We start from the raw sequence: 26,233 nt of genomic DNA, 5'->3' as shown, positions 1-26,233 counted from the left end.
GCGTCATGCCGGTTCAAAAAGCCGCTTCGAATATCTCCCTGAGCCATTGGGCAAAAACCCGCACGCGCGACGACAACTGCCGGTTCTGCGGATAAAGCACGCTAACCGGCATGGGCGGCGGCGCAAACTCGGCGAGCACGATCTCGAGCTTTCCCTCCGACAATTCTTCTTTCACCCGATACCGCGGCACCTGAACCATCCCCAGTCCCGCCATTGCCGCGCCCGTATACAAATCCGCGCCGGTCACCGACACCGCCGCAGGCAGGCGCATCTCGACCACGCGGTCATCGACGGTGAATTCCAGCGGATAAATCCGCCCCGATCCTCTCGAAATATAGTTCACCGCGCGATGCGCGCTCAAACTTTCGAGCGTCCCGGGCACGCCGTACTGCGTGAGATAGGCGGGGCTCGCGACCGTCACTTGCTCCATCAGCGCGACGCGGCGTCCGACCATTGATGAATCCTGCAGCGTGCCTGCACGCAGTACGCAATCGATTCCCTCGCGCACCAGGTCGACCAGCCGGTCGTCCTCGCCGATCTGCAATTCGATCTCCGGAAATTGCGCGATAAACCCAGGCAGCGCCGGCACCACGAAATGTTTGGCGAGCGTTCCTTGCACGTTCACGCGCAAGAGGCCCTTCGGCGCGACGTTGCGAAACGAGCCTTCGGCTTCCTCCAGGTCGGCAATCAGGCGCACGCAGCGCCGGTAGAACGCCTCGCCGTCGTGCGTGAGGCGCACGGTGCGCGTGGTGCGTTCGAGCAGCCGCGTGCCGAGGCGCTCCTCCATGCGCTTGAGCAGGTTCGTCACGGTGGCGCGCGGGATCAGCAAGTCGTCGGCGGCTTGCGTGAAGCTGTTGCGCTCGGCGATACGGACAAACACCTGCATTTCCTGAAACCGGTCCATGGTTTGGGCGCTCGTTTTATTGTTGAAGTGAATGGAACGATATTACCGAAATCCGGCTAATTATCCGCGAACGCGAATGATCGATACTTCATTACGCCTATCACACACCGTCAAGGAGCAGATCATGAATGCAGGCAAGAACAACCAGGTTGCCATTGTCACGGGCGCATCGCGCGGTATCGGCGCTGAAGTGGCGCGGCGTCTCGCGGATGATGGTTTTGCCGTCGCCATCAACTATGCATCGAGCTCGAAAGAAGCCGACGCGCTCGTTGCGGAACTGGCGGCAAAAGGCACGAAAGCCGTGGCGATCAAGGCGGATGTATCGAACGCGGCCGATGTCCGCGCCCTGTTCGACGCCACGGAGCAGCAGCTTGGCAAGATCGACGTGCTGGTGAACAACGCCGGCGTGCTCAAGACCGTGCCGCTCGCCGAAACCTCCGACGCGCTTTACGACCAGACCTTCGGCATCAACGTTCGCGGCACGTTCAACACGCTGCGCGAAGCGGCGGCGCGCATGAACGACGGCGGGCGCATCGTGAATTTTTCCAGCACCACGCTCGCGCTGAACATGCCCGGCTACGCCATCTATAACGCGACGAAAGCTGCGGTAGAAGCCTTCACGCATGTGTTCGCGAAGGAGTTGCGCGGCCGCGGCATTCGTGTGAATGCAGTCGCGCCGGGTCCGATCGCGACCTCGCTTTTTCTCGATGGCAAGACCGAAGAACAGATCAAGACCTTCGCCAACATGCCGCCGCTGCAACGCCTTGGTCAACCAGAAGATATTGCATCGATTGTCTCGTTCCTGGCGGGCACGGATTCGGGCTGGGTCAACGGACAGGTTCTGCGCGGCAATGGCGGTCTCGCCTGACGGCATCCGCATGTCGCTCGGGAGATCACATGTGGACGCCGGGCGTCTGGTTCGCCGCGCCCGGGTTTGCCTTCTGTTGCTGTTGACCGTTGCATGCGGTCAGCAGCATTTCGCTGGCGAGGGAGACAGGACGGCCATGAAGGCATCGACGACGTACTTGTATCTGCTCAGGAAGACTCCGTTTTTTACGGGGTTGAACCACGAGCAGTTGCGCTGGACCATCGACCATTCGCGTGAATGGGAAGCGCAGGCGGGGACGGTCGTGGCGGAGTGCGCGTCAACGCCGAAAGACGACGCGTACTGGATCCTGCTCGACGGCCGATGGCAAGTCGAACGCGACGGCCGCGCTTATCCGGCGGGACATGCGGACGCGGGAAAATGGTTCAGTGCGTCGGAAACGCAGGGAAGTTGCCGGCTGATGACCACCGAGCACAGTTACGTGATGAAGATTACTCGCGCCGACATGAACGAGATGCTGGCGCGCGGGTTCGCGTTCAGCGCGCATCTGAGCCAGGGGCGCGAGTATTACGGGGCGATGTTTGCGGGGAGGGTGATAGGTCCATAAGCAAAGATTCAAACCCGAAACACCGCCACCGCCACATCCAGCTTCCCGGCCTGTTGCTCGAGCGAAGCCGCCGCTGCCGCCGCTTCTTCCACCAGCGCGGCGTTCTGCTGCGTGACTTCATCCATTTGCGCGACGGCGCGATTGATCAGCTCGATCCCGCCCGTCTGCTCCGACGAAGCCGCGCTGATCTCGCCAATGATGTCCGACACGCGCTTCACCGCCGCGACGACTTCGCCCATTGTCTGCCCGGCCTGACCCGCGAGCGCGTTGCCCGTCTGAACCTTGTCCGCCGATGCATTGATCAGTTCCTTGATCTCCTTTGCCGCCGCCGCGCTGCGTTGCGCGAGACTGCGGACTTCGCCGGCCACCACGGCGAAACCACGTCCTTCCTCGCCCGCGCGCGCCGCTTCCACCGCCGCATTCAGCGCCAGGATATTCGTCTGGAACGCGATCCCTTCAATCACGCCGATGATGTCCGCAATCCGCGTCGAACTCGTCGCGATATCGTCCATGGTGTGAACGAACTTGCCGACCACCGTGCCGCCGCGCACCGCCGTGGTCGATGCATCTACCGCCAGCTCGCTCGCTTGCCGCGCATTGTCGGCGTTCTGCCTCACGGTTGCCGTCAATTGCTCCATGCTCGACGCCGTCTGCTGCAACGAAGCGGCCTGTTCTTCAGTGCGCTGCGACAAGTCGATGTTGCCCGCCGCGATTTCCCGCGCGCCGTGAGAGATCGCGCCGGTGCCGCCGCGCACCTGCGTGACGGTCCCGACAAGCCCTTGCTGCATGCGTTTGAGTGCCGCGAACAGACGGCCCATTTCGTTGTTGCGCGATGCATCGATAGTCGCCGTCAAATCCCCCGCCGCGATTTGCTCGAAGTGGTGAATCGCGGATTCAATCGGCTTCATCACGGCCGCGCTCAGCGCACGCCGCGCGATAAACCCGAGTACCAGCGCAAGCGCCGCGACCACTACGGCGCCGGTCGCCATGGCGTGAAACTGCTCTTGCGCCTGTGCAAAGCGCGCTTGCTGACGCGCGATCTGAAACGCTTCGAGCGCGGACATCGCGCGGTCGTAGGTTGCATATAAACCATCCGCCGTCTGGACCTGCAGCGTGCGGAACGTGGTGAAGTCGTTTTGCGCGAGGGCATCGAATTCCAGATTCAGCGCCTTCGCAATCAACGCCGCGCGCGCGGTCCTGGCGGCTTGCGCGAGCGGCTCTTCCTGCGTATCGCGCGGCTTCGCGAGATAGGCGTCGAACTCGGCGTCGCTGATCTTGAGCGTCTTGCGCGCGTTCGGCAGCAAGTCGTCGCCGGCCTTGCCAAGCATGAACAGCGTCTCGTAGCTGCCAAGCGCAAGCCGCACCTGCAGGAGCCGCTGCGAACTCGTCTTGAGGTGCGTGATCGCGGCGGTATCGGTGGCGACCATCTGTTCGAGCGACTGGTTGCTCTGGCGCAGGCAAAGCGCGGCGGCGAGCAGTACGGCGACCAGCGCAAGCGTGTATCCGGCGATGGTGATCGTAAGACCGCGACGAATCGTGAAGTTATTGAACATGGCGATGAACGCGCGGGGCATCGGCGAGAAGCGCCGCGCGCTTGGTTTCCTCGGATATCGTTTAGTTTTCTTGAATAAACAGGAGGCGCTGGTTTGATCGCTTCTGCTTGAGCCGCACTACGGCCCGTAGCGCGATTCTTGCGGATCGCGCGCATTGGGGACATCGGGATATGTGCGCCTTCAGATTTGCACGCTCGTGCCGATAACCGGAGATGCTCTCGCGAACGACATGGCAGCAACACGAATGAGACCGCAAGAAGCGATAGCAATTTTTCTCACATACCGGTGAGAATTGCTCGTTTGAAGCCCATCACGCGCGCGCCTACGATGTCAGCTTGATTCGCAGACTCGCCGCCTGACGCCGGCCGGTGACATTTCGCTTCAGCGTGAAACATCGTGCTTCCGGGCATCGTTATGATGGCTCCGCCTTCCGGCTCAACTTACGCGACGGCCCTCGCCATGAACCCGACCAACATCGTTCAACTGCTCATTCTCGCGGCCCTTTGGGGCGGATCGTTTCTCTTTATCCGCGTGGGCGTGACAGACCTTGGCGTCGCGCCGCTGATGGCGTTGCGCGTAGGCATTGGCGCGTTGTTCCTGCTCGCGCTGCTCTTCACACGCCGGCCCGCGCGCGAAGCCTTGAACACCGTGCGCAAGCATGCGGGTTCGCTGCTGGTGGTGGGCATCCTGAACTCCGCCGCGCCGTTCTGCCTGTTCGCGTTCGCGGAGCTTACGCTGTCGGCGGGCGTGACGTCGGTGATCAACGCGACCACGCCGCTTTGGGGCGCGATTGTTGCGTTCCTGTGGCTGAAGGATCGCTTGAGCACGCTGCGCGTCGCGGGCCTTGCAATAGGTTTTGCGGGCGTGCTCGCGCTGGTCTGGAATCAGATCGCAACGCCGGCAAACGCGGGCGTATCGGCTTCGACAACTGCCCTTGCCGCTGCCGCCGCATTGGGCGCGACACTGCTCTATGGCATGGCGGCGAGCTATACGAAGCGGCGTCTTACCGGCGTCGATTCACTGACGGTGGCAGCCGGAACCATGACAGGCGCGAGCATCGTACTGTTGCCCTTCGCAATTTTCTGGTGGCCTGCCGCGCCGGTTTCCACGCTCGCGTGGGGATCGGTGATCGCGCTCGGCGTTGCGTGCACGGGCGTCGCCTATATGGTGTTCTTCCACCTGATTTCTGTGGTCGGCCCGGCGCGCACGATCACCGTGACGTTCGTGATCCCGGTCTTCGGCATTCTCTGGGGCGCCATGTTTCTTGGCGAGCGGGTATCGGCGGGAATGGTGGGCGCGTGCCTGATCATCCTGGCGGGCACGGCGCTCGCCACAGGTGTTGTAAAGACCTTGCCCTTCATTCGCGCCCGAGGCGTCGCGAGTGCGAAACCCGCGGAAGTCATCACGCTTCGCGATAAAACCTGAGCATCGCAGCAGTACTTTTCACACTACTCGGAGGAGGTGATTATATGAACCCGATCTGGTATGAGATTCCCGCAGTGATCGTGATCCTGGCATTCGTCTGCGTCGTGGTGATACGGGCGCTTACCGCGCCCGTATCAACGGATGAGGATCGTACAGATATCTTCATGCGCCGTCAGTTGCCGGGCGCGTCCACTCGCAATGACATGTTGACGGAGCGCGCGCAACGAAAGACATCGGCCAATGGCGGCGTGTATAGAACCTGAGGCGGTCCGTCAGCCGTTCAAGCGCCAGCCGAGTCCAAGACTTTTTTGCAGCGAGACGAAATCCTTCAGCAATTCCGCTTGCCCCGCGACCACGTTCTGCTGGGCGCTGAACTGGGTGCGCTGCGTATCGAGCAAGTCGATAAGACTCGACGCCCCCGCGCGATACCGCTGGCGCGTGAGCGTAGCCGACCTGTCCGCCGATGCCTGCACGTTCTGCAGCGTAACCAGATGTTCACGCTGATGCCCGTATCGCGACAACGACGTATTGGCGTCCTGCAACGCGCCGAGCACGGCTTTCGTGTACTTGGCGTCGGCTTCATCACGCGAAGCCTCCGCGCTGTGAACGTTCGACAACGTGCGTCCGAAGTCGAGGATGTTCCATTGCAGATACGGCACGCCAAGCCAGGAGAAGCTGTTCTTGCGCACGAGATGGCCGGGATCGGCGGCGCTGAAACCGAGGTCGCCGAGCAAGGTCACCTTCGGAAAGAAGCTGGCCGTCTGCTCGCCGATCTGCGCATTGCTCGATGCCAGCCGCCGTTCGGCGGCGCGAATATCGGGCCGCTGCTGCAGCATTGAAGCCGGATCGCCGACGGGTATTGAAGCGGGCAGCGCCGGCATTTCACGTAGCGCCGACAACTCGTCATCCAGCGCGCCCGGCGCCTGGCCCGTCAGCATCGCTAGCTGGTCGAGCGACTCGGTCACTTGCTGGTCGAGCGGCGTCAGCGTGGCGCGGGTGTTTTCAACCTGTGTGGTCAGACGTTCCACATCGACGTCCGCCGCCGTGCCGCCCGCCCGGCGCTGCTGCGTCAACGTGAGCATCTGCTGCTCGAGCTCGGCGCTTTGCTGGGCCAGTTGCAGCCGATGTTGCTCGTCGCGCAAATCGATATACGCCTGCGCAACTTCGGCGGTGAGCGAAACCTGGGTATCGGCGAGATCGGCATCCACGGCGTCCGCTTGCGCCGACGCCGCTTCGACCGCGCGCCGCGTGCCGCCGAACAGGTCGATTTCCCACGATGCATCGAAGCCCGCGGTATAGAGCTGCAGCGGACCACGGCCAGACGAACCCGACGAACCATCTTGAGACGCCGACAACGAATTGAGGTCGGGCGAGCGCGTGCGCAGCGCGGCGGCGTCGAATGACGCGGTCGGCATGCCGTTCGCCTTCGAGTGCTGCAACTGCGCCCGCGCTTCGCGCAAGCGCGCCTGCGCGGCGTGCACGTCAGGGTTATGGGCGAGCGCGGCGTCGATCAGCGCGTTCAGTTGCGGATCGTTGAGCGCGAGCCACCATTGGCTCGGCGCGCGCGTGCTCGCCATGCCGGCTGCTGGCGTGCGCACGAAACCCGGCGCGTGCGCGGCGTCCGGCGCGACTTGCGGTGCGCCGGCGTAGTCGGGACCGACAGTGCAGGCGGAAAGCACGGACGTGGCGACAACCGCAAGCAGCGTGAGAACGAAAGGAGGCGTAGAGCGAGAAAACATCGTCGATATCATTTTTTTAGCCGTCAATGGCCGGCGGAGGACGACACGGGTCCGCTGGGCGTTTTGAGCAACAGCGCGAGCGGTATGCAGGCAAGCAGCGCGAGACCGAGCAGGTAGAACGTCTCCGAATAGGTGATCACCGTGGCCTGCATGTGGATTTGGGCGGCTATCTGACCGATCGCGCGCATCTTCGCGTAGGCCATGTCGCCGGTTTGCGCGAACCAGCTGGCGGCGCTGGACGCAACGCGGTCCTGGCCGATCACCGAATTCGCCGTCAGCGACTCGCGGATCATGGCGGTATGGAACGTCGTGCGTCGGTCGATGACCGTGCCGATGATCGCCAGTCCCACCGAGCCGCCGAGATTGCGCGCCATGTTGTAGAGGCCGGCTGCATCGCCTGAGTCTTCGCGCGAGACGGCGGCCATGGACGCCTGGTTCAGCGGCATCAGTGCGAGGATCTGCGCGCAGCCGCGAATCAGTTGCGACCAGAAGAAATCGTGGCCCACGCTTTGCGCTGTCAAATCGATGTCCAGCATGCAGCTCCACGCGAACAGCACGAGCCCCGCGATCACCAGCACGCGAAAGTCGAGCTTGCCGAGAATGCGCGGGAGGAACGGCATGATGAGGAACGCCGGCACGCCGGATATCAGCATGATCGCGCCCGATTGCTGCGCGTTGTATCCCGACACGATGCCAAGAAACTGCGGCAGCAGATACGACACGCCATACAGACCCGCGCCGACCGCGAACACAATGATGATGACGCTTGCATAACGCGGGTTCTGCAGCAGGCTCAGCCGCATGATGGGTTTTTTCGCGACAAACTGCGAGATGGCGATCAGCAGGAAACCCGCCAGCGTCACGCAACTCAGCGTCACGATCATGCTGGATTCGAACCAGCGTTCGCGCTGGCCTTCCTCAAGCACCACGGTCAACGAACTCAGGCCAATGGTGAGCCCCACAATGCCGATCCAGTCAGCCTTCAGGAAGGTGCTCCAGTTCGGCCGGTCCGACGGCAGCCCCACAATCAGCAACGTGATCAGCGCAATGCACACGGGCAGGTTGATGAAGAAACACCATGACCAGCTAATGTTTTCCGCAAGCCAGCCGCCAAGCACCGGACCCAGCAACGGACCCAGCAGCACGATCAGGCCGAACATGGTCATGCCAACGGGCATCTGCGAGCGCGGCAGCCGCGTGCGGATGATGGTCTGCGCTGTCGGGATCATCGCGCCGCCAGCGAAACCCTGGCCAATGCGCCCGGCGATCATCATCGGCAAGCTGTGGGACCAGCCGCACATCATGGAAAACAGGATGAACAGCGTCGCATTGGCGAGCAGGAAATTGCGCAAGCCGAACACGCGGGTCAGCCACGCGGCAAGCGGGATCATGACGATCTCGGACATGAGGTAGCCCGTCGAGATCCACGTGCCTTCCGTGCCCGTCGCGCCGATCTCACCCTGGATCTGCGGCAGCGCCGAGTTCGTGATCGAAATATCCAGCGTCGCCATCAGCGCGCCCAGCGAACCGGCGGCAACGGCGAGCCAGTCCGCCGCGCTCGCGCGCTCGGCTTCCGGCGCGGGCGCGGCGGGCGCCGTGCTGGTCGCCTCAGCCATGATTGTTCTCGGCTTCGATGCGCTTGTCGCCTTCGCGGGACGAGCGGGTATCGACGTCGGCGGTCACCGACAAACCCGGCAGCAGCACGCTGCGCGTTTCCGGACCGGTATTGATACGAATGCGCACCGGCACGCGCTGGACGATCTTCGTGAAGTTGCCGGTCGCGTTTTCCGGCGGCAGCAGCGCGAACTGCGCGCCCGTGCCCGGCGCGAAGCTGTCCACCACGCCGTGCAGGTCGGTGCCCGACAGCGCATCCACGTGCAGCGTCACCGGCTGGCCAATACGCATGTGGCCGACCTGCGTTTCTTTGAAGTTGGCGACCAGATACGTGCTCTGTATGGGGACCACGCTCATCATCCGCGTTCCGGGCTGCACGTATTGGCCGACCCGCACCGAGCGGTCGCCGACCTTGCCGGGCAAGGCGCTGCGCACGATGGTGTCCTGCATGTCGAGTTGCGCCTGCTTGGCGCTGGCCTGCGCGGCTTCCAGTTGGGCGCGCGCCTGGGCGATTTGCGCCGTGGTGGAAGCGATCTGGGTTTCGGCCGACTTCACCGCCGCCGCATTGGCCGCGAGCGTTGCGTTGGCCTGATCGCGGGTATTGACAAGCTGCGCGAGGCGCTCGCTGGTCTCCGCGCCCGTGGCGGTGAGCGGCGCGTAACGCTGGACTTCATCGCGCGCATGCTGGGCGCTGAAACGGGCGACCTGCTCCTGTGCCTTGGACTGATCGATATTCGCCCGCTGCTGCAAGATATCGGCCTGCGCCTTCTGGATATCCGCCGTGCGCGCCGCAATCGTCGCCTCGGCCTGGTCGAGCGAAGCCTGGTACTGGCGCGTATCGAGCCGCACGAGCGGGTCGCCCGCCTTGACGGTCGCGTTGTCGCCCACGTACACGTCGGTCACATAGCCGCTGACTTTCGGCGCGACCGTGACGCTGTCGGCCTGGAGATAGGCGTCGTCCGTGCTTTCAATGAAGCGCCCGACCGTCCACCAGCGTGCGAGCCAGATTCCGCCAGCCACAATGGCCACGAGCCCGACGCCGAGCAGGATCAGGCGCCTTCGCGAGCGCGGAGCGGGAGCGGCAGTGTCTTGCGGCAGGCGATCCTGCCCCGGTGAATCAACTGTTGTTGACATCGTTTATCGATCCAATTTATTCCAATCGGAAGAATTATTCCAGTTGGTAAAAATGTGTCAAGTGATATATTTTTGCACCTGGACGCTGGGAGGCTGGAATGAACGACACAAAGCGGCTGCGCCGTCCGCCAGAGGGCGGGTACGTACGTGGAGACGAAACACGCCTGCGGATTATTGTGGCGGCGATCGAATCTTTTGGAGAACACGGTTTCGACGGTGCATCCACGCGCGAAATCGCGGCGCGTGCGGGCGTCAATGCACCGGCGCTGCAGTATTACTTCGAGAACAAAGAGGGTGTGTATCGCGCGTGCGCCGAATATATGGCGGACGAAGCCGTGGTCAATTTCGGGCCTGTCATAGCGCATGCAACGCACGTGCTGGAAAGCGGCGGAGCCATGCCAGTGCTGATCGATGCTTTCATTCGCATTCAGGAGGCCATTGCCGACCGGATGTTTGCAAAAGGCTGCGGGACGACGAATCACCGGCTGTTCTTCGCGCGCGAACAGGTGGGCCATGAGCCAATGATCGCAACCGAAATCCTGACGCGCCGCGTGCGCCAGCCGCTGAACGACGTCAGTGCTCGGCTGATGGCGCGCATCACAGGCACGCAACCCGATGACCCCGGCACCTTGATCCGGATGATCAGCATGCACGGCCAGCTGCTCATGTTCCACGTCGCGCCGCGCACAACGCTCGCGTTGCTCGGCTGGAAGGAAATCGATGTGGAGAAGGGCGAATTCCTGAAGGGAATCGTGCGCGAGCAGACGCGTACGCTGCTTGAAAAATGGGCGCGCGAGACCGCGGCGAGCGAAAGCAAAAGCAGCTCGAAAGTAGCGGCCAGGGCCGCCGTCAAGTCTGCAGCCAAGCTGCCCAAGCCCGCCGCGCCGGCCGCGAGAAAGCGTTTGACAACGGCCGGCGCCGCGAGGAAAACCAGGAAGTCAGCATAAGGCGGTTTGCCGAATCCAATCAGCGGCGTGCTTCAAAGACAAGATTGAACGACGTAGCGGTTGCGCGGCGAAACTGCTGGAATCCTCCTCCCGTCACGACTTCCCTGATGCGCCGCTCCCCGGCCTGAGCACCGAGGCACATTGCGCCGGGCTGCGCTTTCGAAGCCGGTGTGCATATCAGCGTGGAAGCCGAATAAAAGATCCGTCCTACCGGATTCAGGTTGCCTTCGAGTTCGTCGTTGGCGAACGGCTCCACGATCATCCAGGTGCCGTCGTTTCGGAGGGTCTCGAACACGTGGCGCGATGCCGCAAGCGGATCGCCCATGTCGTGCAGGCAATCGAACATGGTGACGAAGTCGTAATCGCGGCCGGGATAGTCGGCAGCAGAAGCGACCTCGAAACTCACACGGTCGCCCACACCCGCGCTTGCCGCCGCTTCTTTTGCATATGCAATGGACGGCTCGTGATAGTCGTAACCTACGAAGGTGGATTCCGGAAAAGCCTGCGCCATGATGACCGTGGACGCCCCGTGCCCGCAGCCAATATCCGCAACGCGCACGCCTTCGTCGAGCTTCGCCTTCATTCCGTCCAGCGATGGAATCCAGTCGTTCACGAGATATGCGGCATATCCCGGGCGAAAGAAGCGCTCGGTGCCGTGAAAGAGCGACACGTCGTGCTCGTGCCAACCCACGCCGAGTCCTGTCTTGAAGGACTTGAGCATCTTTGGAATGATCTTGAACTGCGCGACGGCGATCTGGAATGCGCCCGGAATGAAGGCGGGGCTGCCTTCCTGCGCGAGCGCGAACGACTGTTCTTCGCTCAGGCTGAAGCGGCCGGACGCGGGATCGTAATTGACGTAGCCGCTCGCTGCCTGAGCGCTCAGCCACTCGCGTACATATCGTGCGTCGGTTTCGGTTTCGCGTGCGAGTTCTTCCGGGAGTAAAGGTTTTGCAGCAAGCGCTTTATAAAGTCCAAGCTGATCGCCCACGACCACCGTGGCCGCGTGCATCACAGCCCCGAGGTCGTGCACGAATCCACCCATGAATGCATCGAGTCTTGCCTGATCGACTGCCATGATGCGCTCCTTTAAAAGCACGTCGTTCAATCACGCGGGCGTTTCCTAGGCGGCGCGAGGCGACTCTACCGGCGGAGTCCCCTGACGAAAAAGCGCGCTCAGTTGTGAGCGCAGTTCAGGCGAGTCGGTGTGCTTGTGAACGGTCACTGCATGCTGTACCGCTGCGTCGAGAAGCTCTTCGTCAGAGTCTGCAGACAGCGCGATACTGCAGTTCATTTCGCTGGGAAATTCCCGGCAGTCTATGTATTTGCGGGTCATGGCGTCCTCCTCATTGCGTGGTTAGACGAAAAGCGCGGCGCGTTGAGTGGATGTCATGACGCTTTGCCAACGAACAGCGCTTGGCAAAAGTATAGGTCGCTGACAGTGCGCTTGCGGTCTTAATGGTTGTTCGATTGCTGTTCACCGCACTCAAGCTTTTATTTCGCCGGCGACATAAAACGCTTGAGCGGCCGGCTTTTTTCGATCACGACTCCGGCAACGATTGGTCAGGTCAGTTCGCGGCCGCCCGTTTCGTCGAGCATGGAGACGGCTATCAGCGAGATGACCACGCACACGATCATGTACCACGCCGGCGCCATGGTATTGCCCGTCACCTTGATCAACCACGCGACCACCAGTTGAGCGCTCCCGCCGAATACCGATACCGCCACCGCATAGGCGCTCGCCAGATATCCCGCGCGCAGATGCTTGGGAAAATTCTCCGGCATCAGCGAATAGGCGGGCGCGGAACCCATCGTATAGAACAGCATCAGCAACACGATCAGACTCATCACCACGGGCAGCGAGGGAAACTGGTTCATCAGCCAGAAGCATGGATAAAGCAGCGCGATCAGCGCAACACGCCCAACCAGAATCAACGGTTTGCGCCGCTGCATCCTGTCCGATAACGCGCCCCACACCGGGCACAGCGCCAATGAGGAAATAGCCGCGCTGATCGAGACCAACATGGAGAGCTTCGCCGGCACCTTGAGATACTGGATCATGTAGGTGGGAATAAAATACATCAGCACATAGGTCGCGACCGTCATGCCCATGATCGCGAACACGGTCAGGATCCACTTGCGGACCATCCCTGGTTCGAACGCATATGCCTGGGTCTTCGCCGCCTTCGGCGGCTCTTCCACAATGTGGCGGCGCAGATAAACGCCCACGGGCATGATCGCCGTGCCGATCAGGAACGGCACGCGCCATCCCCAGTCGAGCAGTTGCTCGGGACTCAATTGATACGTGAGCAATGCCGCGATGCCGGAGCCCATCAACGCAGCCGCGCCCTGGCTTGCGAGTTGCCAGCTTGCGCGAAATCCCCGTCCTTTCGCCGATCCCGTTTCAAGCAGCGTGGCCGTCGCCGCGCCGAACTCGCCGCCTTGCGCGAAGCCTTGCAACAGGCGCGCGAAGATGATGAGCGCGGGCGCGGCGAGTCCTATGCTCGCGTAAGTCGGCGCGAGGCCGATCATTGCCGAGCCGAGCGCCATCAGGAAGATGGTGAGCGTGAGGGCGGCGCGGCGACCGCGTTTGTCGGCGTAATGTCCGAGCACGAAACCGCCGACCGGACGCGCGACGAAGCCAATCGCGAACGCGGATAACGCAAGCAATGTCGACACCACCGGATCGTGCGCCGGGAAAAACAGCTTGGCTATCGTCAGCGCGAAAAAGCTGTAGACGGTGAAGTCGAAGAACTCGAGCAAGTTGCCGATGATCGCCGCAATCACGATCTTGCTTTGCGATACGGCTTTGGCAGGTTGAACTGTGGTGGTCGCCATGGGGAACCCGTAGATGGTTTTTCTTATCGCGCGAGGAACCGTTCGACCAGACGCGTCCAGTACGCTGCGCCGACGGTCAGGTTGTCGTCGTTGAAATCGTAGGACGCGTTGTGAAGCATCGGCGCGCCTTCGCCGTTGCCGAGGCGCAAGAAGCATCCCGGCTTTTGCTGCAGGTAATAAGCGAAGTCCTCGCTTCCGGCGATAGGGCCAAAATTGTTCACGACACGTTCTTCGCCCACCAGTTCGCGCGCTACTTCGAGCGCCAGTTCCGTTTCCGCAACGCTGTTGATCACGACCGGATAACCCGGCACGTAGTCGATATCGATCTTCGCGCCATAGCCGCTTGCGTGTGCTTCGGCGAGTGCGCGAATGCGTGTTTCAAGCTGCTGGCGCACGGTGGCGTCGAAGGAGCGAACGCTGATCTGCAGGCGCGCCGATTCCGGAATGACGTTCGCCGCGTGCCCCGCATTGAATGCGCCGACGGTGACAACGGCCGTTTGCATCGGGTCGATACTGCGCGCGACGACCGTCTGCAATGCGCCCACGAGTGCCGCGCCGATCACCACGGGGTCGACCGCCAGATGCGGGCGCGCCGCATGGCCGCCGCGGCCATGGACGGTGATGTTGACCGTATCCGACGCCGCCATGAACGGCCCGCTGCGGAACATGAACGTGCCGGTGGGATAGCCGGGATGGTTGTGCAGCCCGAAGATCGCTTCGCATGGGAAGCGCTCGAAGAGGCCGTCTTCAATCATGCGTTTCGCGCCGCTGTCCGCGCCGATTTCCTCGGCGGGCTGGAATACGAGGTGAACCGTGCCGTTGAATGCGCGCGTGCGGGCGAGATGGCGCGCCGCCCCAAGGACCATGGTGGTGTGGCCGTCGTGCCCGCAGGCGTGCATCAGGCCGGCGTTGCAGCTTGCATACGGCAGCCCCGTTTCCTCCGCGATAGGCAATGCGTCCATATCGGCTCGGACGGCGACCGCGCGCGTTCCCGTGCCCGCCGTGAGCGACGCGACCATGCCCGTTCCGCCCAAACCGCGCGTGAGCTTGTAGCCCCACGCTTCAAGTTTCTGCGCCACGAAGTCGGAGGTCTGGAATTCCTTGTACGCGAGCTCTGGATTCTGGTGGAGATGATGGCGAATGACGCTCAGTTCATCGCGCAGATCGCTCGTGTCTTCGAGTAAGCAGAAACCCTTGGTATTTTCCATGGTCGGCAAGGCCTGTATTTGGGGAAACGGAATGGGGCAGTATTCCGCTGCAAAAACCACCAATCAATGACGTTACCTGGCCGATAATGTTGACTTGAATGTCAACATACAACGTCATGTCCATCAATCTTTCCGCTTCGCGTGAAAACGGGTTCACCGCTCGAAGCCTGCGTTACCTGCATGAAGTCGAGTTGCACGGCGGCGTGCGGGCCGCGGCGGATGCACTGGGTATCAATCCCTCCGTAATCAGCCGGCAGGTCGGGCAACTCGAAAGCGAATACGGCGTTGTCCTGCTCGAACGAAGCGGGCGGCGCGCGGTGTTGACCGAAATCGGCATGAGTCTCGTGGAACATTTTCGCGAGAGCACGCGCCGCGACGCCGACATGCTTGCCCAACTGGAAGACTTCAAGAGCCTGCGGCGCGGGCGGCTTGGAATTGGCGTGGGCGAGGGGTTTATCGAAAATTTGCTTGCGACCGTTCTGGAGCGGTTCAGCTTGCAGTTTCCTGACATCGTGGTGGAATTTCGTAGCGGTGCGACCTCCGAAATCATTGCGATGGTGCGTAACGACGACGTCGACCTGGGCTTGTGCGCGGGCGGCGGCAGCGATCCCGCGATTCGCGCGCGGGTCTTTCGCGCGGCGCCGTTTTGCGCGCTTGTCAGTCCGCGTCACGCGCTTGCCGGCGAGCGCCGGATTCGCTTCGAACAGTTGCGCGACCAGCGGCTGATCTTCATGCCGGAGCGCTTTGGCGTGCAGCAGTATCTCGACGCCATCATCCGTGCAGAACGGCTTAGCGTGACGCCTTCGTACCGGTGCGACCTGTTTTCCGCCGCTCAGGCAATTGCAGCGGCAGGCCTGGGCGTGGCCTTCATGTCCACTGATGCAGCGCGCCAGTATCTGGATGCGGGGCGTCTGGTCGCGCTCGAACTCGAGCATCCGATAGCGCGCGAATTCAGCAGCCAGGTGATCCGCCGGGTAGGGCGGCGCTTGTCGCCGGCCGCCGAATTTCTATGGCGGCAACTCGTGGAAGCAATGCAGCGCAGATGGTCAACGTCGGCGCGAGGAGCAGGCGTCGCCTGAGCAAATCGCCTGAGCAATGCCCGAAGAACCTCCTCAATCCACATGCGCCTGGAAGACTTCCTTCGCGGCAAACAAGCCGTTCAGCGCTGCCGGAAAACCCGCATAGACTGCCATCTGCATGACGATCTCGACAATCTCATCGCGCGTGATTCCGACGTTCAGGCCTGCGGCAATATGCACCTTCAACTGAGGCGTCGCTGTGCCCATTGCGGTCAGTGCGGCGATGGTCGCGATTTCCCGCGCCCGTACATCGAGACCGGGTCTTGAGTAGATATCGCCGAATGGAAACTCAAGCAGATATTGAGCGAAATCCGGCGCGATATCGGCGAGCGAACTAACGACCTTTTCGCCCGCCGTGCCGTCAATCTCCGACAACACTCGTTTGCCGCGTTCGAGCCGGCTTTCCTGATTTGCTACGTGTGCGCTCGTGCTTTGCATGTTTCGTCCCGGGAAGAATGGGTTCGGTATTGGCGTAGCCTGCTATCTTGGTGTCGAGAACGGCGAGGCAGGCCTGAAGTTCAGCCACTCGAATGCGGACGTTGTCGCGATGCGCGGCCAGCAACGCGCTGCGTTCTTTCCCGGTCGCCGCGCCCTGCGCGCGAAGCTGCGCATAACGCAGCATTTCCTGGATCGTCATGCCGGTCGTCTTGAGACGGCCGAGGAATTCGATCCACGTCAGCACCGACGCGTCGTAGACACGTCGGCCCGTGCGGTCACGCGGTGCGAACGGCAGCAATCCGATTCGCTCGTAATAGCGGATCGTGTGCGCTGTCAGTCCCGTATGTTTCGCGATATCACCGATTTTCATGGCTATTTCTCGTTACTACGTCATGCATGGTAGGACTTGGAGCGCACTCTAAGTCAAGCATGTTTTTATCGATAAAACCAGCGGCCCCGCAGCATGTTTCAAGCGGGCAAAAGCGCAGGAGCCGTCACCGGCCGCGCGATGGCGAGAAAGGCATTCAAGGCGGTGCTTGCGTACACGTCCCGACGGCGCACGAAAACGGTCTCCACTAAGGCGTCTTCAGGCGCGAGCGCATGCAACGCGACGCGCCCTTCACGCAGCGCCGCCATGACCACGCCCTTGGGCAGGAGCGTGACGCCCACGCCCGCCGCGACGCATCCAAGCATGGCGTCGAGCGAGCCGAATTCGAGCGGCGTGCTGACCTGCAAGCCAAGCCGTGTGAGCACGCTGTCGAGCCGCACGCGATACGAGCATCCCTGTCGGAACACGATGGTCTTCACCCTGCCCAGTTGCGCGAGGTCTTTGACGGATCGAACCCCGCGCGCGGTCACGAGCGCCATTTCCTCGCGGAAGATGGTTTCGGCATGCAGATCGTTGTGGTCGATGGGACCGGCGACAAACGCGCCATCGAGCCGATACTGCAAGACATCTTCCAGCAGACTCGCCGTGGTGCCCGTGCGCACCACGAGTTCGACCTTCGGATAGGCTAGCGTGAACTCGGCAAGCACATTCGGCATGCGTAACGCGGCGGTGGTTTCGAGCGTGCCTAGCGCAAGCGGACCGCTCGCTACGCCTTCGTCTTTCACTGCAGTGCGGGCATCGTCAAGCAGGCGCGCCATTTGCCTCGCGAAAGGCAGAAGCCTGCGTCCCGCCGCCGTCAATTCAACGCCCCGATGATGCCGGTGAAAGAGCGGTGCGCGGAGTTCTTCTTCAAGCAACCGAATGCGGGCAGTCACGTTCGATTGCACGGTATGCAACTCGAATGCCGCGCGATTCATACTGCCATTTCGTGCGACCGACTCGAAGATGCGCAGATCGGCGGCGTCCATGTCGACTCCCGGTATCGGAACAAGTGATAGCGATTATCACATCAAAGCGCCGCTCTCCTGCGTCAAAGCTTGCTAAGCTTGGCGAGGACTTTGCCTTAAGCCACATCATGAAGAAAGGAAGCAACATGGCCACCTGGCGCGATCGTCGAATCATCGATTTATTTGGCATTGATGCACCTATCATTCTTGCGCCCATGGCGGGACCGGGCACGCCGGAACTTGCCATCGCGGTGGGCGAAGCGGGCGGTCTGGCTTCTTTGCCCTGCGCCCTGTTGAGCGTTGAGCAGGCGCGGGAAGCGCTGACGTTGATCCGCTCGAAAACGCACGCGCCGGTCAACCTCAATTTCTTTTGCCACACGCCGCCAGAAGCCGATGCCGCGCGCAACCTCAGGTGGCGCGCGCGGCTTGCCGGGTATTACGTCGAACACGGGATCGATCCGGAACTGACGCCGGCAGGCGCGGTCCGTCGTCCCTTCGATAGCGACTTTTGCGAAGTCGTCGAAGCGTTCAAGCCGGAGGTCGTGAGCTTTCATTTCGGACTGCCGGAGAAAGCGCTGTTCGATCGCGTCAAGGCGACGGGGGCAAAAATCATCGCGTCGGCAACGACGGTGGCGGAAGCACGCTGGCTCGAAGCACATGGCTGCGACGCGATCATTGCAATGGGGCTTGAGGCAGGCGGGCATCGCGGTACATTCCTGAATCACGAGATGGCGACGCAGGTCGGCACCTTTGCGCTGGTGCCGCAGGTCGCCGACGCTGTATCGGTGCCGGTCATTGCGGCGGGCGGCATTGCCGACGCACGCGGAATTGTTGCCGCGCTTGCGCTGGGTGCGTCGGCGGTGCAGATTGGCACGGCTTATCTGTTCTGTCCGGAAGCCCGGGTGCCGGAGGTGCATCGCGTTGCGCTGCGCGAATCGAGCGATGATTCCACGGCCGTGACCAACGTGTTCACAGGACGGCCGGCTCGCGGGATCATGAACCGGGTGATGCGGGAAGTCGGGCCGCTGTCAGAAGCGGCGCCTGCGTTTCCGCTTGCATCGGCTGCGCTCGCGCCGTTGAAGGCGAAAGCCGAGGAGGCGGGCAAGGGCGATTTCACGAGCCTGTGGTCCGGGCAGGCGGCACGCCTCGCGCGGGAAATGCCCGCAGGCGAATTCACGCGCGTGCTGATAGCCGAGACGCTGGCGCGACTGTCCTGAGCACTACCCGCGCATGGCGCGCTCAAGCACCCTGAAGACGCGCGGGTCGCCGCATTGCGCCACGTTAAAGCGCAGAAAACGGCTGGCGGACTGCGCTACGCTGAATGCATTGCCCGGCGCAAGCACCACGTTCTCAACCAGCGCGCGCCGGGCGACGTCCGCCGCGTCTATTCCCGCCGGCAATGCGCACCAGAGAAACATGCCGCCACGCGGCTCAATCCACGGCTTGATACCAAGCGCATCCAGCCTGGCGCTCACCGGTCCCATGGAACGGGACAGGCGTTCGCGCACCCCTTCCATATGCTTGCGATATGCGCCGTCTTTCAGCACGCTCAACACGAGTTCCGACGAAAGCCGTCCACTGCTGAACGACGTACCGATCTTCAGGTCGACCAAGCCTTCAATCCAGTCGTGGCGCGCCGCGATAAACCCGCAACGCATCGCAGCCGAAAGGCTCTTGGAAAAGCTGCCGATATGGACGACCCGGTCGAGGCCGTCGAACGCCGCGAGCCGGGGAGACGGCTCATGCTCGAAGTCGCCGAAAATATCGTCTTCGATAATCGTCAGCCCGGCCTGATCGGCGAGCTTGAGCAGGCGATGCGCGACTACAGGCGAAAGTGTCGCCCCTGTCGGGTTGTGCAGCGCCGAGTTCGTGATGTAAAGACGCGGCCGATGCTCGGCCAGCGCTTGTGCGAACAGGGTTACGTCGGATCCTGCGGGCGTGTAGGGCACGCTGACGATTTTCACCCGATGTGCCCGCAGCAGCGCGAGGAAGTTGAAATAACAAGGGTCGTCGACGAGTACCGTATCGCCTGGTTCCAGCAGGAAGCGGCAGAGCAGATCGATCGCCTGCGTGCCGGATTCGGTGAGCATGATCTGGTCGGGCGCGGCTTCTATTCCGCGCTCCGCCATGCGCCGCGCGAGCAGGTGCCGAAGCGCCGGAAGCCCGAGCGACGTGGCGTAATCGGCAAGCATGGCGACGTCCGCGCGTGCGGCGGTTCGCAAGGCGCGGCGGATTCCGGTCTCCGGCAGCCACGATCCGGGCAGCCAGCCGCAGCCGGCTTTCAGGGTGTCATCGGCGGCATCCAGCGACTGGCGCGACACCCAGAACGGATCGACCGCGCGATCCAGAAGCGGACCGAGTTCTGTCAGCGAAAGCGGCGGCAAATGGCTCGTGACGTAAAAGCCCGAACCGCGACGCGACTGGATGACCCCCTCGGCCGCAAGCCGGTCATACGCCTCGACCACCGTGGATTTCGATACCCGCAGCGTCTCCGCCAGACCGCGAATGGACGGCAGGCGTGCGCCCGCTGCGAGCGTGCGGCCGGAGATCCGCTGCTGAATCGCCTGCATCACCCGTTCAACGAGCGTGCCGGCTTCGGCTTGTGTAGTGTCTTTCATGTGTACTGGTTTTCGATCAGGACAGTTTGGGTGAACTGTAATGCACTGTCTCTGGAAAAGCCACGCATCTTCGCCCGATACTGCTGGCTTGAATCCAGAAAGGTACGGGAATGAACAAGACGGACAAGGCAGCAAGCGGCTGGACGAACGGCTTCCTCGGCATGCTGATCTTCAGCGGATCGCTTCCCGCTACGCGTCTTGCGATTGCGGGCTTCGACCCGCTGTTTTTGACCGTGGCGCGTGCGTGCATAGCGGGCGCGCTTGGGCTTGCGCTCTTGCTGGTATTTCGCGAAAAGCGGCCGGAGCGCCATGACCTGATACCGCTGGCTGTCGTGGCGTCCGGCGTGGTCATCGGCTTTCCGTTGCTGACCGCGCTCGCGCTCAAGCACATCACGGCGGCGCATTCGGTGGTTTTCGTGGCAGTGTTGCCGCTCACCACCGCGATCTTCGGCGTCGTGCGTGGCGGCGAGCGGCCGCGCCCGGCGTTCTGGCTTTTTTCAGGTCTGGGCGCGGCGCTTGTTGCAGGTTTTGCGCTGATGCAGGGCCAAGGGGCGTCGTCTATTGGCGACGGATTGATGATCGGCGCCGTGATCGTCTGCGGCCTTGGCTACGCGGAAGGTGCGCGGCTCTCGCGCAAGCTCGGCGGCTGGCAGGTCATATCGTGGGCGTTGGTCATGTCGCTGCCCGTGATGATCCCGGCCGCGCTGGCGACCTTGCCCGTATCGTGGGCCGGAATCAGCGAATCCGCGTGGTGGGGGCTCGCCTACGTGTCTTTGTTCAGCATGCTGATCGGCTTTGTGTTCTGGTATCGCGGGCTCGCTCAGGGCGGCATTGCCGCTGTCGGCCAGCTTCAATTGCTTCAACCCTTTTTCGGGCTGTTGCTCGCGGCAACCCTGCTTCATGAACCGGTTGGCTGGTCGATGGTGGCCGTCGCCACCGCCGTGGTTTTGTGCGTTGTCGGAGCGAAGCGGTTTGCGCGGCCGGTCGCGCTTGTGGCGGCGCGCTGAGCGAAAATGTGCGCGCAAGGCGCCGGGCTCACCGTGCTGCCGTGTCCGCCTGGAGACACCACGCAGGGTATTCGCCGCATCGAACTGAGTGAAACGCCACCGGGACGCGACGTGTGGTTTGAATATCATCCGGCTTGCGTCGGCTTGCAAGATTGCGGGCGTTGCTCGATCTGGTTACCCGCAGGCTGGCGAATCTGTGACCGTGATGTGAGCCGGTTATGCACGCCAATTATCCCGGCATTGATGCGGAACATTACAATAAGTCCTCAGTCCCAGCGTTAATGAAGCATTTTCAACGTAGCGCTGATTTCCGATTATTGGAATACCGGTTCGTATGCTTTAATGGCGGCAATGCGGCGCTGTTGATGCGCGTCGCCGAATAAACGCGTACACTTGGCTCCGCTGCCACGAAGAGGCGAGAAGTCGTCCTGCGGCTTTCCTGGTCTTTTCCTCTGCTGACATTTCCCGGCACGCACCTCATCTAGGTTCGCGGCCAAATCGGGGCAGGATACTGAATCAACGCTGTTGAAGCCCAAACTGGATTTCCTGTTTATCCGATTGCATTGGCTCATTGTATCGGCTCATTGCAGCGGAGCAGTCCGGCTATCCTCGATAGTGGTTATGCAATCGCATTCGGGAATGCTGCACCCAAAGAACATCAACGCGCTTTTGAAGACTCACTTTTATAATGCAAACTGAAATGCCCACTCTCAAAGAACTGCTTGCGCAGCGCGAAGCGCTGCAGAATCAATTGGAAGTTGCGCGGCAACGTCAGGCGGAAATCGTCCTCGCGGAAATAGTCGCGAAAATGGGCGAATACAAGATTTCGCTGTCCGAGTTGATGGGGCACAACGTTCCGGCAAAGGCGCAAGTCTCGGCGGCCGTGCCTAAATATCGCGATGCCGTTACTGGCGCGACGTGGTCAGGACGCGGGCGTGCGCCGCACTGGATTGCTGACAAGAACCGCGCGGATTACCTGGTAAGCGCGTAAGAGCGTTTCCTGGCTGAACGTGATTGCTCGCTTCGTTGCGAGCAGACGGTCATCGCCTCCATGAATGAGACTTGCCAGCGATGGCGATTACCCGGCGGCTTAAAGCGTCCGCATCCCGGCTATCGTCCGTTCTCATTGCGTTTACTCCATCCAAATGCATGGATGATGTTCAACGGCGCAGCACTGCAAATCGATGCACAGAGTTGTCCGGGCATGGGCAAATCGAATACGTACCACGGCTCGCGCGCGGCCAGTTCATGGGTATGTCTTTCAACAAATGGCGATACCCGCGCACTGTCTATGGAAGAGCGATACCCCGCGGCGCTCAGCATGCTGTTGTCGCGCGCGCGTTGTCTTCCGAACGCCACGGCACTGAAGCCATTGGAGCCTTTGGAGCCATCGGAAATCGGCGGATTAGTGTCGTCGGAGCCCGACCGGAACGACGGCAGCGACGTGCCCAGTCCAACATGCGTCGCGCTGATGCCGAGCATGATCCACACGCCCGCATAGCCAATATCCGCGCAAAGAACTGCGTCGCTTCCCGTGGCCTGCGCAAGCAAGCGGCCTTTCGTGTCGTCACGCAGATCGACGGTATCCGGCGCGCAGTCCAGTAGCCGTGCCACGGCAAGCCTGAGCACGGCGCGACTCGATATATAGCGGTAGCGCAGTGCCGGACTTGGCAGCAAGGCCGCCCGGCGTGTCTCGTCCTGAGTCAGCCAGGTTGCGGCATCGTGCGCGCTGATGCGCTGCCATTGACTTCGAAACCGGAATACGAAGACCTCGCCGCGCGCAGGCACGCATGGATCGATCGACAATGTTTCGTTCATGCGCAATGGCACGAACTGTGGCGGCGGACTGTGATCGGCTCGCTTTATCGGCGCGGTGTCATCACGGCTTCGCTCCGCGCACGGTGCGTCATTTGGAACAAGGCTTGCCATATGGGTACCGGTTATGCGCTCGCCTCGAACCACTCGGTGACATAGGCTTCGCTGGAAGGGCGCTCGACTGCGCGCACGCCTTGGGGCGGCGTGCCGACAAACAGGAATCCGAGCAAGCGGTCGTTGTCGGCAAGGCCTAGCGCGCGATGCATTCCCGGCTCATAACTGTCCGCGCCGGTCGCCCAGAAGCCGCCGAAACCCATCGCGTGGACGGCGTTCAGCATGTTCATGGCAGCTGCGCCGACTGCCAGCAGTTGCTCGACTTCAGGCACCTTGGTCCGGGTCGTGACCGATGCCACCACCGCGATTACCACGGGCGCGGCCAGCGCCCGGCTGCGGCGGTGTTCGTGCGCCGAATGGGGTTCGCCGGGTGAGCGCGAAGACGCCAGATCCACCAGCACTTCGCCGAGTTTCAGCCGGGCGTCGCCGCGAATCAGGACGAACCGCCACGGACGCAAACCGCCATGGTCGGGCGCGCGCAGGGCGGTATCGAAGATCTGCCTGAGCTGTGCGTCGTCAGGCGCGGGTTCGCTAAGCGGCCAGTGAGACTGGCGCGTCATCAATACACGCAACGCATCGGCGCCAGCCGGAATCATGGTTTCCATAGGAATGTCCAGATTTTCCAAAGGCATCCATGATCGCTAAATTCGCCGCTAATTGCAAATGATTCTCAATACCATGAATTTGTCGTGACAAGCCTTTATACTTCCCGTTTCCTTTTTGCCTCCTTTTAATTGCTCTGGCCGATGCTTATTTCGCCGATTCCGATTGCCAACCAGGGACGCTGGCCCTCGGATGTCGAGTTGTGGCGCTTGGATGTGGATCTGAGGCAAGACACGGACGCCATCAGCCGCTTTCTCAGCCCAAGCGAGCGCGAGCGGATGGGGCGTTACAAGCGGATCGAGGACCGTTTGCGGTTTGCGTCCGCGCGTTCGGGCTTGCGCGAAATTCTCGGCGCGCACGTGCGCCGCGATCCTGCGCAGCTTGAGTTCGGGGCGGGCGCTTATGGCCGGCCATCGCTCGTCGCGTATCCGCACGTCTCCTTCAACGTGTCGCACTCGGGCGAGCGCGTCCTGATTGCTGTATCGATGAAACGGGCCGTCGGCGTTGATATTGAAGAAGCGAATCAGGCGCTCGACTGGCGAGCGCTATTGGGGATCGTATGCGTGAAAGAAGAAGCGCTGAAAATAAGTAATGTGCGCGATTTTTACCAGTGCTGGACCGCTAAGGAAGCATTGCTGAAAGCAACCGGCGCGGGCATTGGCAGCGGCGACGGATTGAAGTCCATCGATTTGGCGAACAGCCGGATTCCGGAAGGATTAGGTTTCGCGTGGCTCGATGATTTCGACGGTTATGCCGCCGCCATAGCGTTCAGCGTTCGAGCCGATTCCAATGCGCTGTGATATGTTGAAGCACCGGTTGAGCCGTCAACCTCTTTATAGCCAACACGCATTTCTATGTCGCTAGCAATCCAGCGCAGTACCGCCCCAAAAGCCGCGCAATACGAAGAACTGCTTGCGCAGGCCCGCTCGCTTCTAAGCGATGAAACCGATCGCATTGCCAACGCCGCGAATTTTTCGGCGCTCGTTTATCACACGTTGCCGGACTTGAACTGGAGCGGCTTTTATTTCTTCGACGGCGTCGAACTTGTCGTGGGTCCATTCCAGGGAAAACCGGCCTGCGTTCGCATAGCGCTTGGCAAAGGCGTCTGCGGAACAGCAGCACAAACGCGCGAGACGCAGGTCGTTCGCGACGTCCACGACTTTCCCGGACACATTGCGTGCGACTCCGCATCGCAATCGGAGATCGTGGTGCCGTTGATCGCAAAGGACGGAACGCTCGCCGGCGTGTGGGACGTTGACAGCCCCATTGTGCATCGCTTCGATGCCGACGACGCCCGTGGCATGGAAGCGCTTTGCCGTGTGTTCATGGAGCTCGCATGGGCTTGATTGCCCCGCGCGCTGATTACGTTTCGAGTTCGTCGAACCGTTTCCATCGGTACACGGCGGCCGAGATCAGCCAGCTTGCTGCAAACACGGCAATGATCACGTAGCCGATCATGCCGAAGTTATCGTTGAGGTTGCCGATCGCGTTCCAGAACCACCCGCTGAGTTGCAGCTTGTCCGCAAGCAGTCCCAGCCCCTCGATACTTCCGACCAGCAGCGCGACGACCACGGAGATCGTGGTAATGGTGATGTTGTAATAGAGCTTGCGGATAGGCTTGACGAAAGCCCAGCCGTACGCGCCGAGCATCAGGATGCTGTCGGTTGTATCGATCAGCGTCATGCCCGCGGTGAACAGCACGGGAAACACGACGATCGACCAGATCGGCAGGCCTTGCGACGCGCCTGCGGCGGAAATGCCAAGCAGGCCGACTTCGGTGGCGGTATCGAACCCGAGGCCGAAAAGAAAGCCAAGCAGGTACATGTGGCGGCTTTTCGTAATCAGGCGAAAGAGCGGCCTGAAAATACGGGCGAGAAAACCGCGGTTCGCGAGCAGCAAGTCGAAGTCTTCTTCCGCATAAGGTTCGCCACGGCGCACGCGGCGAAATGCGCCGATTACCGCGCGCAAAATAATCAGATTCATGATCGCGATGGCGAACAGGAAGAACGTGGAAACCAGCGTGCCGACCAGCCCGCCAATCTCCTTGAATTCCGTCATTCGCGTTTGCAGCGCCATGGCGGTTGCTGCAATTGCCACCGACGCCAGCACCACAACAGTCGAATGTCCCAGCGAGAACATCAAGCCTACGGTGATAGGGCGCTTGCCGTCATGCATGAGCTTGCGCGTGACATTGTCGATAGCCGCAATATGGTCGGCGTCAACCGCATGACGCAAGCCGAAAGAGTATGCAAGCAGGCTGGTTCCGAGCAGCAGGGGATAGTTGTGGAATGCGATGAAGGCCCAAATCCAGGCACTTACGTTGAAGGCAATCAGTAAGGCATAAATGCTGATGATCTTTTGGCGCATGGGGCCTTGTTCGTCGCCGAAGACTGCCTTTATCAGGGCTTGCATTGATTTTCCGTCGTTGATTT

The 26,233-nt window shown here is 61.6% G+C and carries 27 protein-coding genes; 11 read left to right on the top strand and 16 right to left on the bottom strand.

The genetic code is table 11. From position 1 onward, the window contains the following. Positions 1 to 13 precede the first annotated feature (13 nt). Positions 14 to 904 (bottom strand): LysR family transcriptional regulator, encoded by an 891-nt coding sequence (locus AWB64_RS16015; protein ID WP_060856420.1) that lies wholly within the window; start codon positions 902 to 904, stop codon positions 14 to 16. Positions 905 to 1,028: 124 nt separating this feature from the next. Here AWB64_RS16015 and AWB64_RS16010 point away from each other — a divergent pair, with 124 nt between their 5' ends. Both AWB64_RS16010 and AWB64_RS16005 read left to right on the top strand, forming a co-directional pair. Beyond that, entirely contained in the window at positions 1,029 to 1,772 is a 744-nt protein-coding gene (locus AWB64_RS16010) for an SDR family oxidoreductase (protein WP_060856419.1), read from the top strand. After that, a complete protein-coding gene (locus tag AWB64_RS16005) occupies positions 1,756 to 2,337 on the top strand; it encodes a cyclic nucleotide-binding domain-containing protein (RefSeq protein ID WP_244164082.1) in 582 nt (193 codons plus the stop codon). The genes AWB64_RS16010 and AWB64_RS16005 overlap by 17 nt, the downstream gene beginning before the upstream one ends. An 8-nt stretch (positions 2,338 to 2,345) precedes the next feature. On the opposite strand, the gene AWB64_RS16000 is transcribed toward AWB64_RS16005, so the two are convergent. After that, positions 2,346 to 3,890, bottom strand: coding sequence for a methyl-accepting chemotaxis protein (locus AWB64_RS16000; protein ID WP_060856548.1), 1,545 nt, complete (start codon positions 3,888 to 3,890; stop codon positions 2,346 to 2,348). A gap of 459 nt (positions 3,891 to 4,349) precedes the next feature. On the opposite strand from AWB64_RS16000, the gene AWB64_RS15995 reads away from it, so the two are divergent. Both AWB64_RS15995 and AWB64_RS15990 read left to right on the top strand, forming a co-directional pair. Then, a complete protein-coding gene (locus AWB64_RS15995; RefSeq protein WP_060856547.1) occupies positions 4,350 to 5,315 on the top strand; it encodes a DMT family transporter in 966 nt (321 codons plus the stop codon). Between the two features lie 44 nt (positions 5,316 to 5,359). After that, a complete protein-coding gene (locus tag AWB64_RS15990; protein WP_060856418.1) occupies positions 5,360 to 5,578 on the top strand; it encodes a hypothetical protein in 219 nt (72 codons plus the stop codon). A gap of 9 nt (positions 5,579 to 5,587) precedes the next feature. Here the strand turns inward: AWB64_RS15990 and AWB64_RS15985 are convergent, their stop codons facing one another. The 3 genes from AWB64_RS15985 to AWB64_RS15975 are packed head-to-tail and all read right to left on the bottom strand — an operon-like array spanning position 5,588 to position 9,802. Further along, positions 5,588 to 7,054 (bottom strand): efflux transporter outer membrane subunit, encoded by a 1,467-nt coding sequence (locus AWB64_RS15985; RefSeq protein WP_060856546.1) that lies wholly within the window; start codon positions 7,052 to 7,054, stop codon positions 5,588 to 5,590. Positions 7,055 to 7,077: 23 nt separating this feature from the next. Further along, complete coding sequence (locus tag AWB64_RS15980; protein ID WP_060856417.1) at positions 7,078 to 8,670, bottom strand: MDR family MFS transporter; 1,593 nt, start codon at positions 8,668 to 8,670, stop codon at positions 7,078 to 7,080. Continuing rightward, positions 8,663 to 9,802 (bottom strand): HlyD family secretion protein, encoded by a 1,140-nt coding sequence (locus AWB64_RS15975; RefSeq protein WP_060856416.1) that lies wholly within the window; start codon positions 9,800 to 9,802, stop codon positions 8,663 to 8,665. Before AWB64_RS15975 ends, AWB64_RS15980 begins: the two co-directional genes overlap by 8 nt. Before the next feature lie 98 nt (positions 9,803 to 9,900). Between AWB64_RS15975 and AWB64_RS15970 the strand changes: the two genes are divergently transcribed. After that, positions 9,901 to 10,749: a CerR family C-terminal domain-containing protein gene (locus tag AWB64_RS15970; protein WP_060856415.1), complete on the top strand. Its 849-nt coding sequence runs from the start codon at positions 9,901 to 9,903 to the stop codon at positions 10,747 to 10,749. 19 nt (positions 10,750 to 10,768) lie between these two features. Here the strand turns inward: AWB64_RS15970 and AWB64_RS15965 are convergent, their stop codons facing one another. From AWB64_RS15965 to AWB64_RS15950, 4 genes are all read right to left on the bottom strand, one after another. Beyond that, positions 10,769 to 11,824, bottom strand: a complete 1,056-nt coding sequence (locus tag AWB64_RS15965) for a class I SAM-dependent methyltransferase (RefSeq protein ID WP_060856414.1) — start codon at positions 11,822 to 11,824, stop codon at positions 10,769 to 10,771. A gap of 45 nt (positions 11,825 to 11,869) precedes the next feature. Beyond that, the gene (locus AWB64_RS15960) at positions 11,870 to 12,082 is read right to left on the bottom strand and encodes a DUF1059 domain-containing protein (RefSeq protein ID WP_060856413.1); all 213 of its coding nucleotides are present in this window, start codon (positions 12,080 to 12,082) and stop codon (positions 11,870 to 11,872) included. A gap of 227 nt (positions 12,083 to 12,309) precedes the next feature. Beyond that, positions 12,310 to 13,584, bottom strand: a complete 1,275-nt coding sequence (locus tag AWB64_RS15955) for an MFS transporter (protein WP_060856412.1) — start codon at positions 13,582 to 13,584, stop codon at positions 12,310 to 12,312. A gap of 23 nt (positions 13,585 to 13,607) precedes the next feature. Further along, a complete protein-coding gene (locus tag AWB64_RS15950) occupies positions 13,608 to 14,792 on the bottom strand; it encodes a M20 aminoacylase family protein (RefSeq protein ID WP_060856411.1) in 1,185 nt (394 codons plus the stop codon). A 98-nt stretch (positions 14,793 to 14,890) separates the two neighbouring features. On the opposite strand from AWB64_RS15950, the gene AWB64_RS15945 reads away from it, so the two are divergent. Then, positions 14,891 to 15,871, top strand: coding sequence for a LysR family transcriptional regulator (locus AWB64_RS15945; protein WP_244164081.1), 981 nt, complete (start codon positions 14,891 to 14,893; stop codon positions 15,869 to 15,871). A gap of 33 nt (positions 15,872 to 15,904) precedes the next feature. Here the strand turns inward: AWB64_RS15945 and AWB64_RS15940 are convergent, their stop codons facing one another. The 3 genes from AWB64_RS15940 to AWB64_RS15930 form a co-directional block, all read right to left on the bottom strand. Continuing rightward, the gene (locus tag AWB64_RS15940) at positions 15,905 to 16,309 is read right to left on the bottom strand and encodes a carboxymuconolactone decarboxylase family protein (protein ID WP_060856409.1); all 405 of its coding nucleotides are present in this window, start codon (positions 16,307 to 16,309) and stop codon (positions 15,905 to 15,907) included. After that, entirely contained in the window at positions 16,233 to 16,679 is a 447-nt protein-coding gene (locus AWB64_RS15935; RefSeq protein WP_060856408.1) for a MerR family transcriptional regulator, read from the bottom strand. Before AWB64_RS15935 ends, AWB64_RS15940 begins: the two co-directional genes overlap by 77 nt. 98 nt (positions 16,680 to 16,777) lie before the next feature. Continuing rightward, complete coding sequence (locus AWB64_RS15930) at positions 16,778 to 17,665, bottom strand: LysR family transcriptional regulator (RefSeq protein ID WP_060856407.1); 888 nt, start codon at positions 17,663 to 17,665, stop codon at positions 16,778 to 16,780. Positions 17,666 to 17,790: 125 nt separating this feature from the next. On the opposite strand from AWB64_RS15930, the gene AWB64_RS15925 reads away from it, so the two are divergent. Next, positions 17,791 to 18,861, top strand: a complete 1,071-nt coding sequence (locus tag AWB64_RS15925) for an NAD(P)H-dependent flavin oxidoreductase (protein WP_060856406.1) — start codon at positions 17,791 to 17,793, stop codon at positions 18,859 to 18,861. Between the two features lie 3 nt (positions 18,862 to 18,864). Here AWB64_RS15925 and AWB64_RS15920 read toward each other — a convergent pair whose 3' ends face one another. Then, a complete protein-coding gene (locus AWB64_RS15920; RefSeq protein ID WP_060856405.1) occupies positions 18,865 to 20,262 on the bottom strand; it encodes an aminotransferase-like domain-containing protein in 1,398 nt (465 codons plus the stop codon). 110 nt (positions 20,263 to 20,372) lie between these two features. On the opposite strand from AWB64_RS15920, the gene AWB64_RS15915 reads away from it, so the two are divergent. Beyond that, the gene (locus AWB64_RS15915; protein WP_060856404.1) at positions 20,373 to 21,269 is read left to right on the top strand and encodes a DMT family transporter; all 897 of its coding nucleotides are present in this window, start codon (positions 20,373 to 20,375) and stop codon (positions 21,267 to 21,269) included. 700 nt (positions 21,270 to 21,969) lie between these two features. Then, positions 21,970 to 22,260 (top strand): H-NS histone family protein, encoded by a 291-nt coding sequence (locus tag AWB64_RS15910; RefSeq protein ID WP_060856403.1) that lies wholly within the window; start codon positions 21,970 to 21,972, stop codon positions 22,258 to 22,260. Positions 22,261 to 22,379: 119 nt separating this feature from the next. Here AWB64_RS15910 and AWB64_RS15905 read toward each other — a convergent pair whose 3' ends face one another. Both AWB64_RS15905 and AWB64_RS15900 read right to left on the bottom strand, forming a co-directional pair. Continuing rightward, positions 22,380 to 23,087, bottom strand: coding sequence for a hypothetical protein (locus AWB64_RS15905; protein ID WP_157766636.1), 708 nt, complete (start codon positions 23,085 to 23,087; stop codon positions 22,380 to 22,382). 122 nt (positions 23,088 to 23,209) lie between these two features. Beyond that, the gene (locus tag AWB64_RS15900; RefSeq protein ID WP_060856401.1) at positions 23,210 to 23,803 is read right to left on the bottom strand and encodes a nitroreductase family protein; all 594 of its coding nucleotides are present in this window, start codon (positions 23,801 to 23,803) and stop codon (positions 23,210 to 23,212) included. A gap of 141 nt (positions 23,804 to 23,944) precedes the next feature. Between AWB64_RS15900 and AWB64_RS15895 the strand changes: the two genes are divergently transcribed. Next, on the top strand, positions 23,945 to 24,601 hold the full coding sequence (locus AWB64_RS15895; RefSeq protein ID WP_060856400.1) for a 4'-phosphopantetheinyl transferase family protein: 657 nt from the start codon (positions 23,945 to 23,947) through the stop codon (positions 24,599 to 24,601). A 54-nt stretch (positions 24,602 to 24,655) separates the two neighbouring features. Continuing rightward, positions 24,656 to 25,147 (top strand): free L-methionine (R)-S-oxide reductase MsrC, encoded by a 492-nt coding sequence (gene msrC, locus AWB64_RS15890; protein WP_060856399.1) that lies wholly within the window; start codon positions 24,656 to 24,658, stop codon positions 25,145 to 25,147. A gap of 16 nt (positions 25,148 to 25,163) precedes the next feature. Here the strand turns inward: msrC and AWB64_RS15885 are convergent, their stop codons facing one another. Then, positions 25,164 to 26,213 (bottom strand): HoxN/HupN/NixA family nickel/cobalt transporter, encoded by a 1,050-nt coding sequence (locus AWB64_RS15885; RefSeq protein ID WP_060856398.1) that lies wholly within the window; start codon positions 26,211 to 26,213, stop codon positions 25,164 to 25,166. Positions 26,214 to 26,233 lie beyond the last annotated feature (20 nt).

It is taken from the genome of Caballeronia sordidicola (assembly GCF_001544455.2).
Lineage (GTDB): Bacteria > Pseudomonadota > Gammaproteobacteria > Burkholderiales > Burkholderiaceae > Caballeronia > Caballeronia sordidicola.
This window is presented reverse-complemented; position numbering and strand designations above follow the sequence as displayed.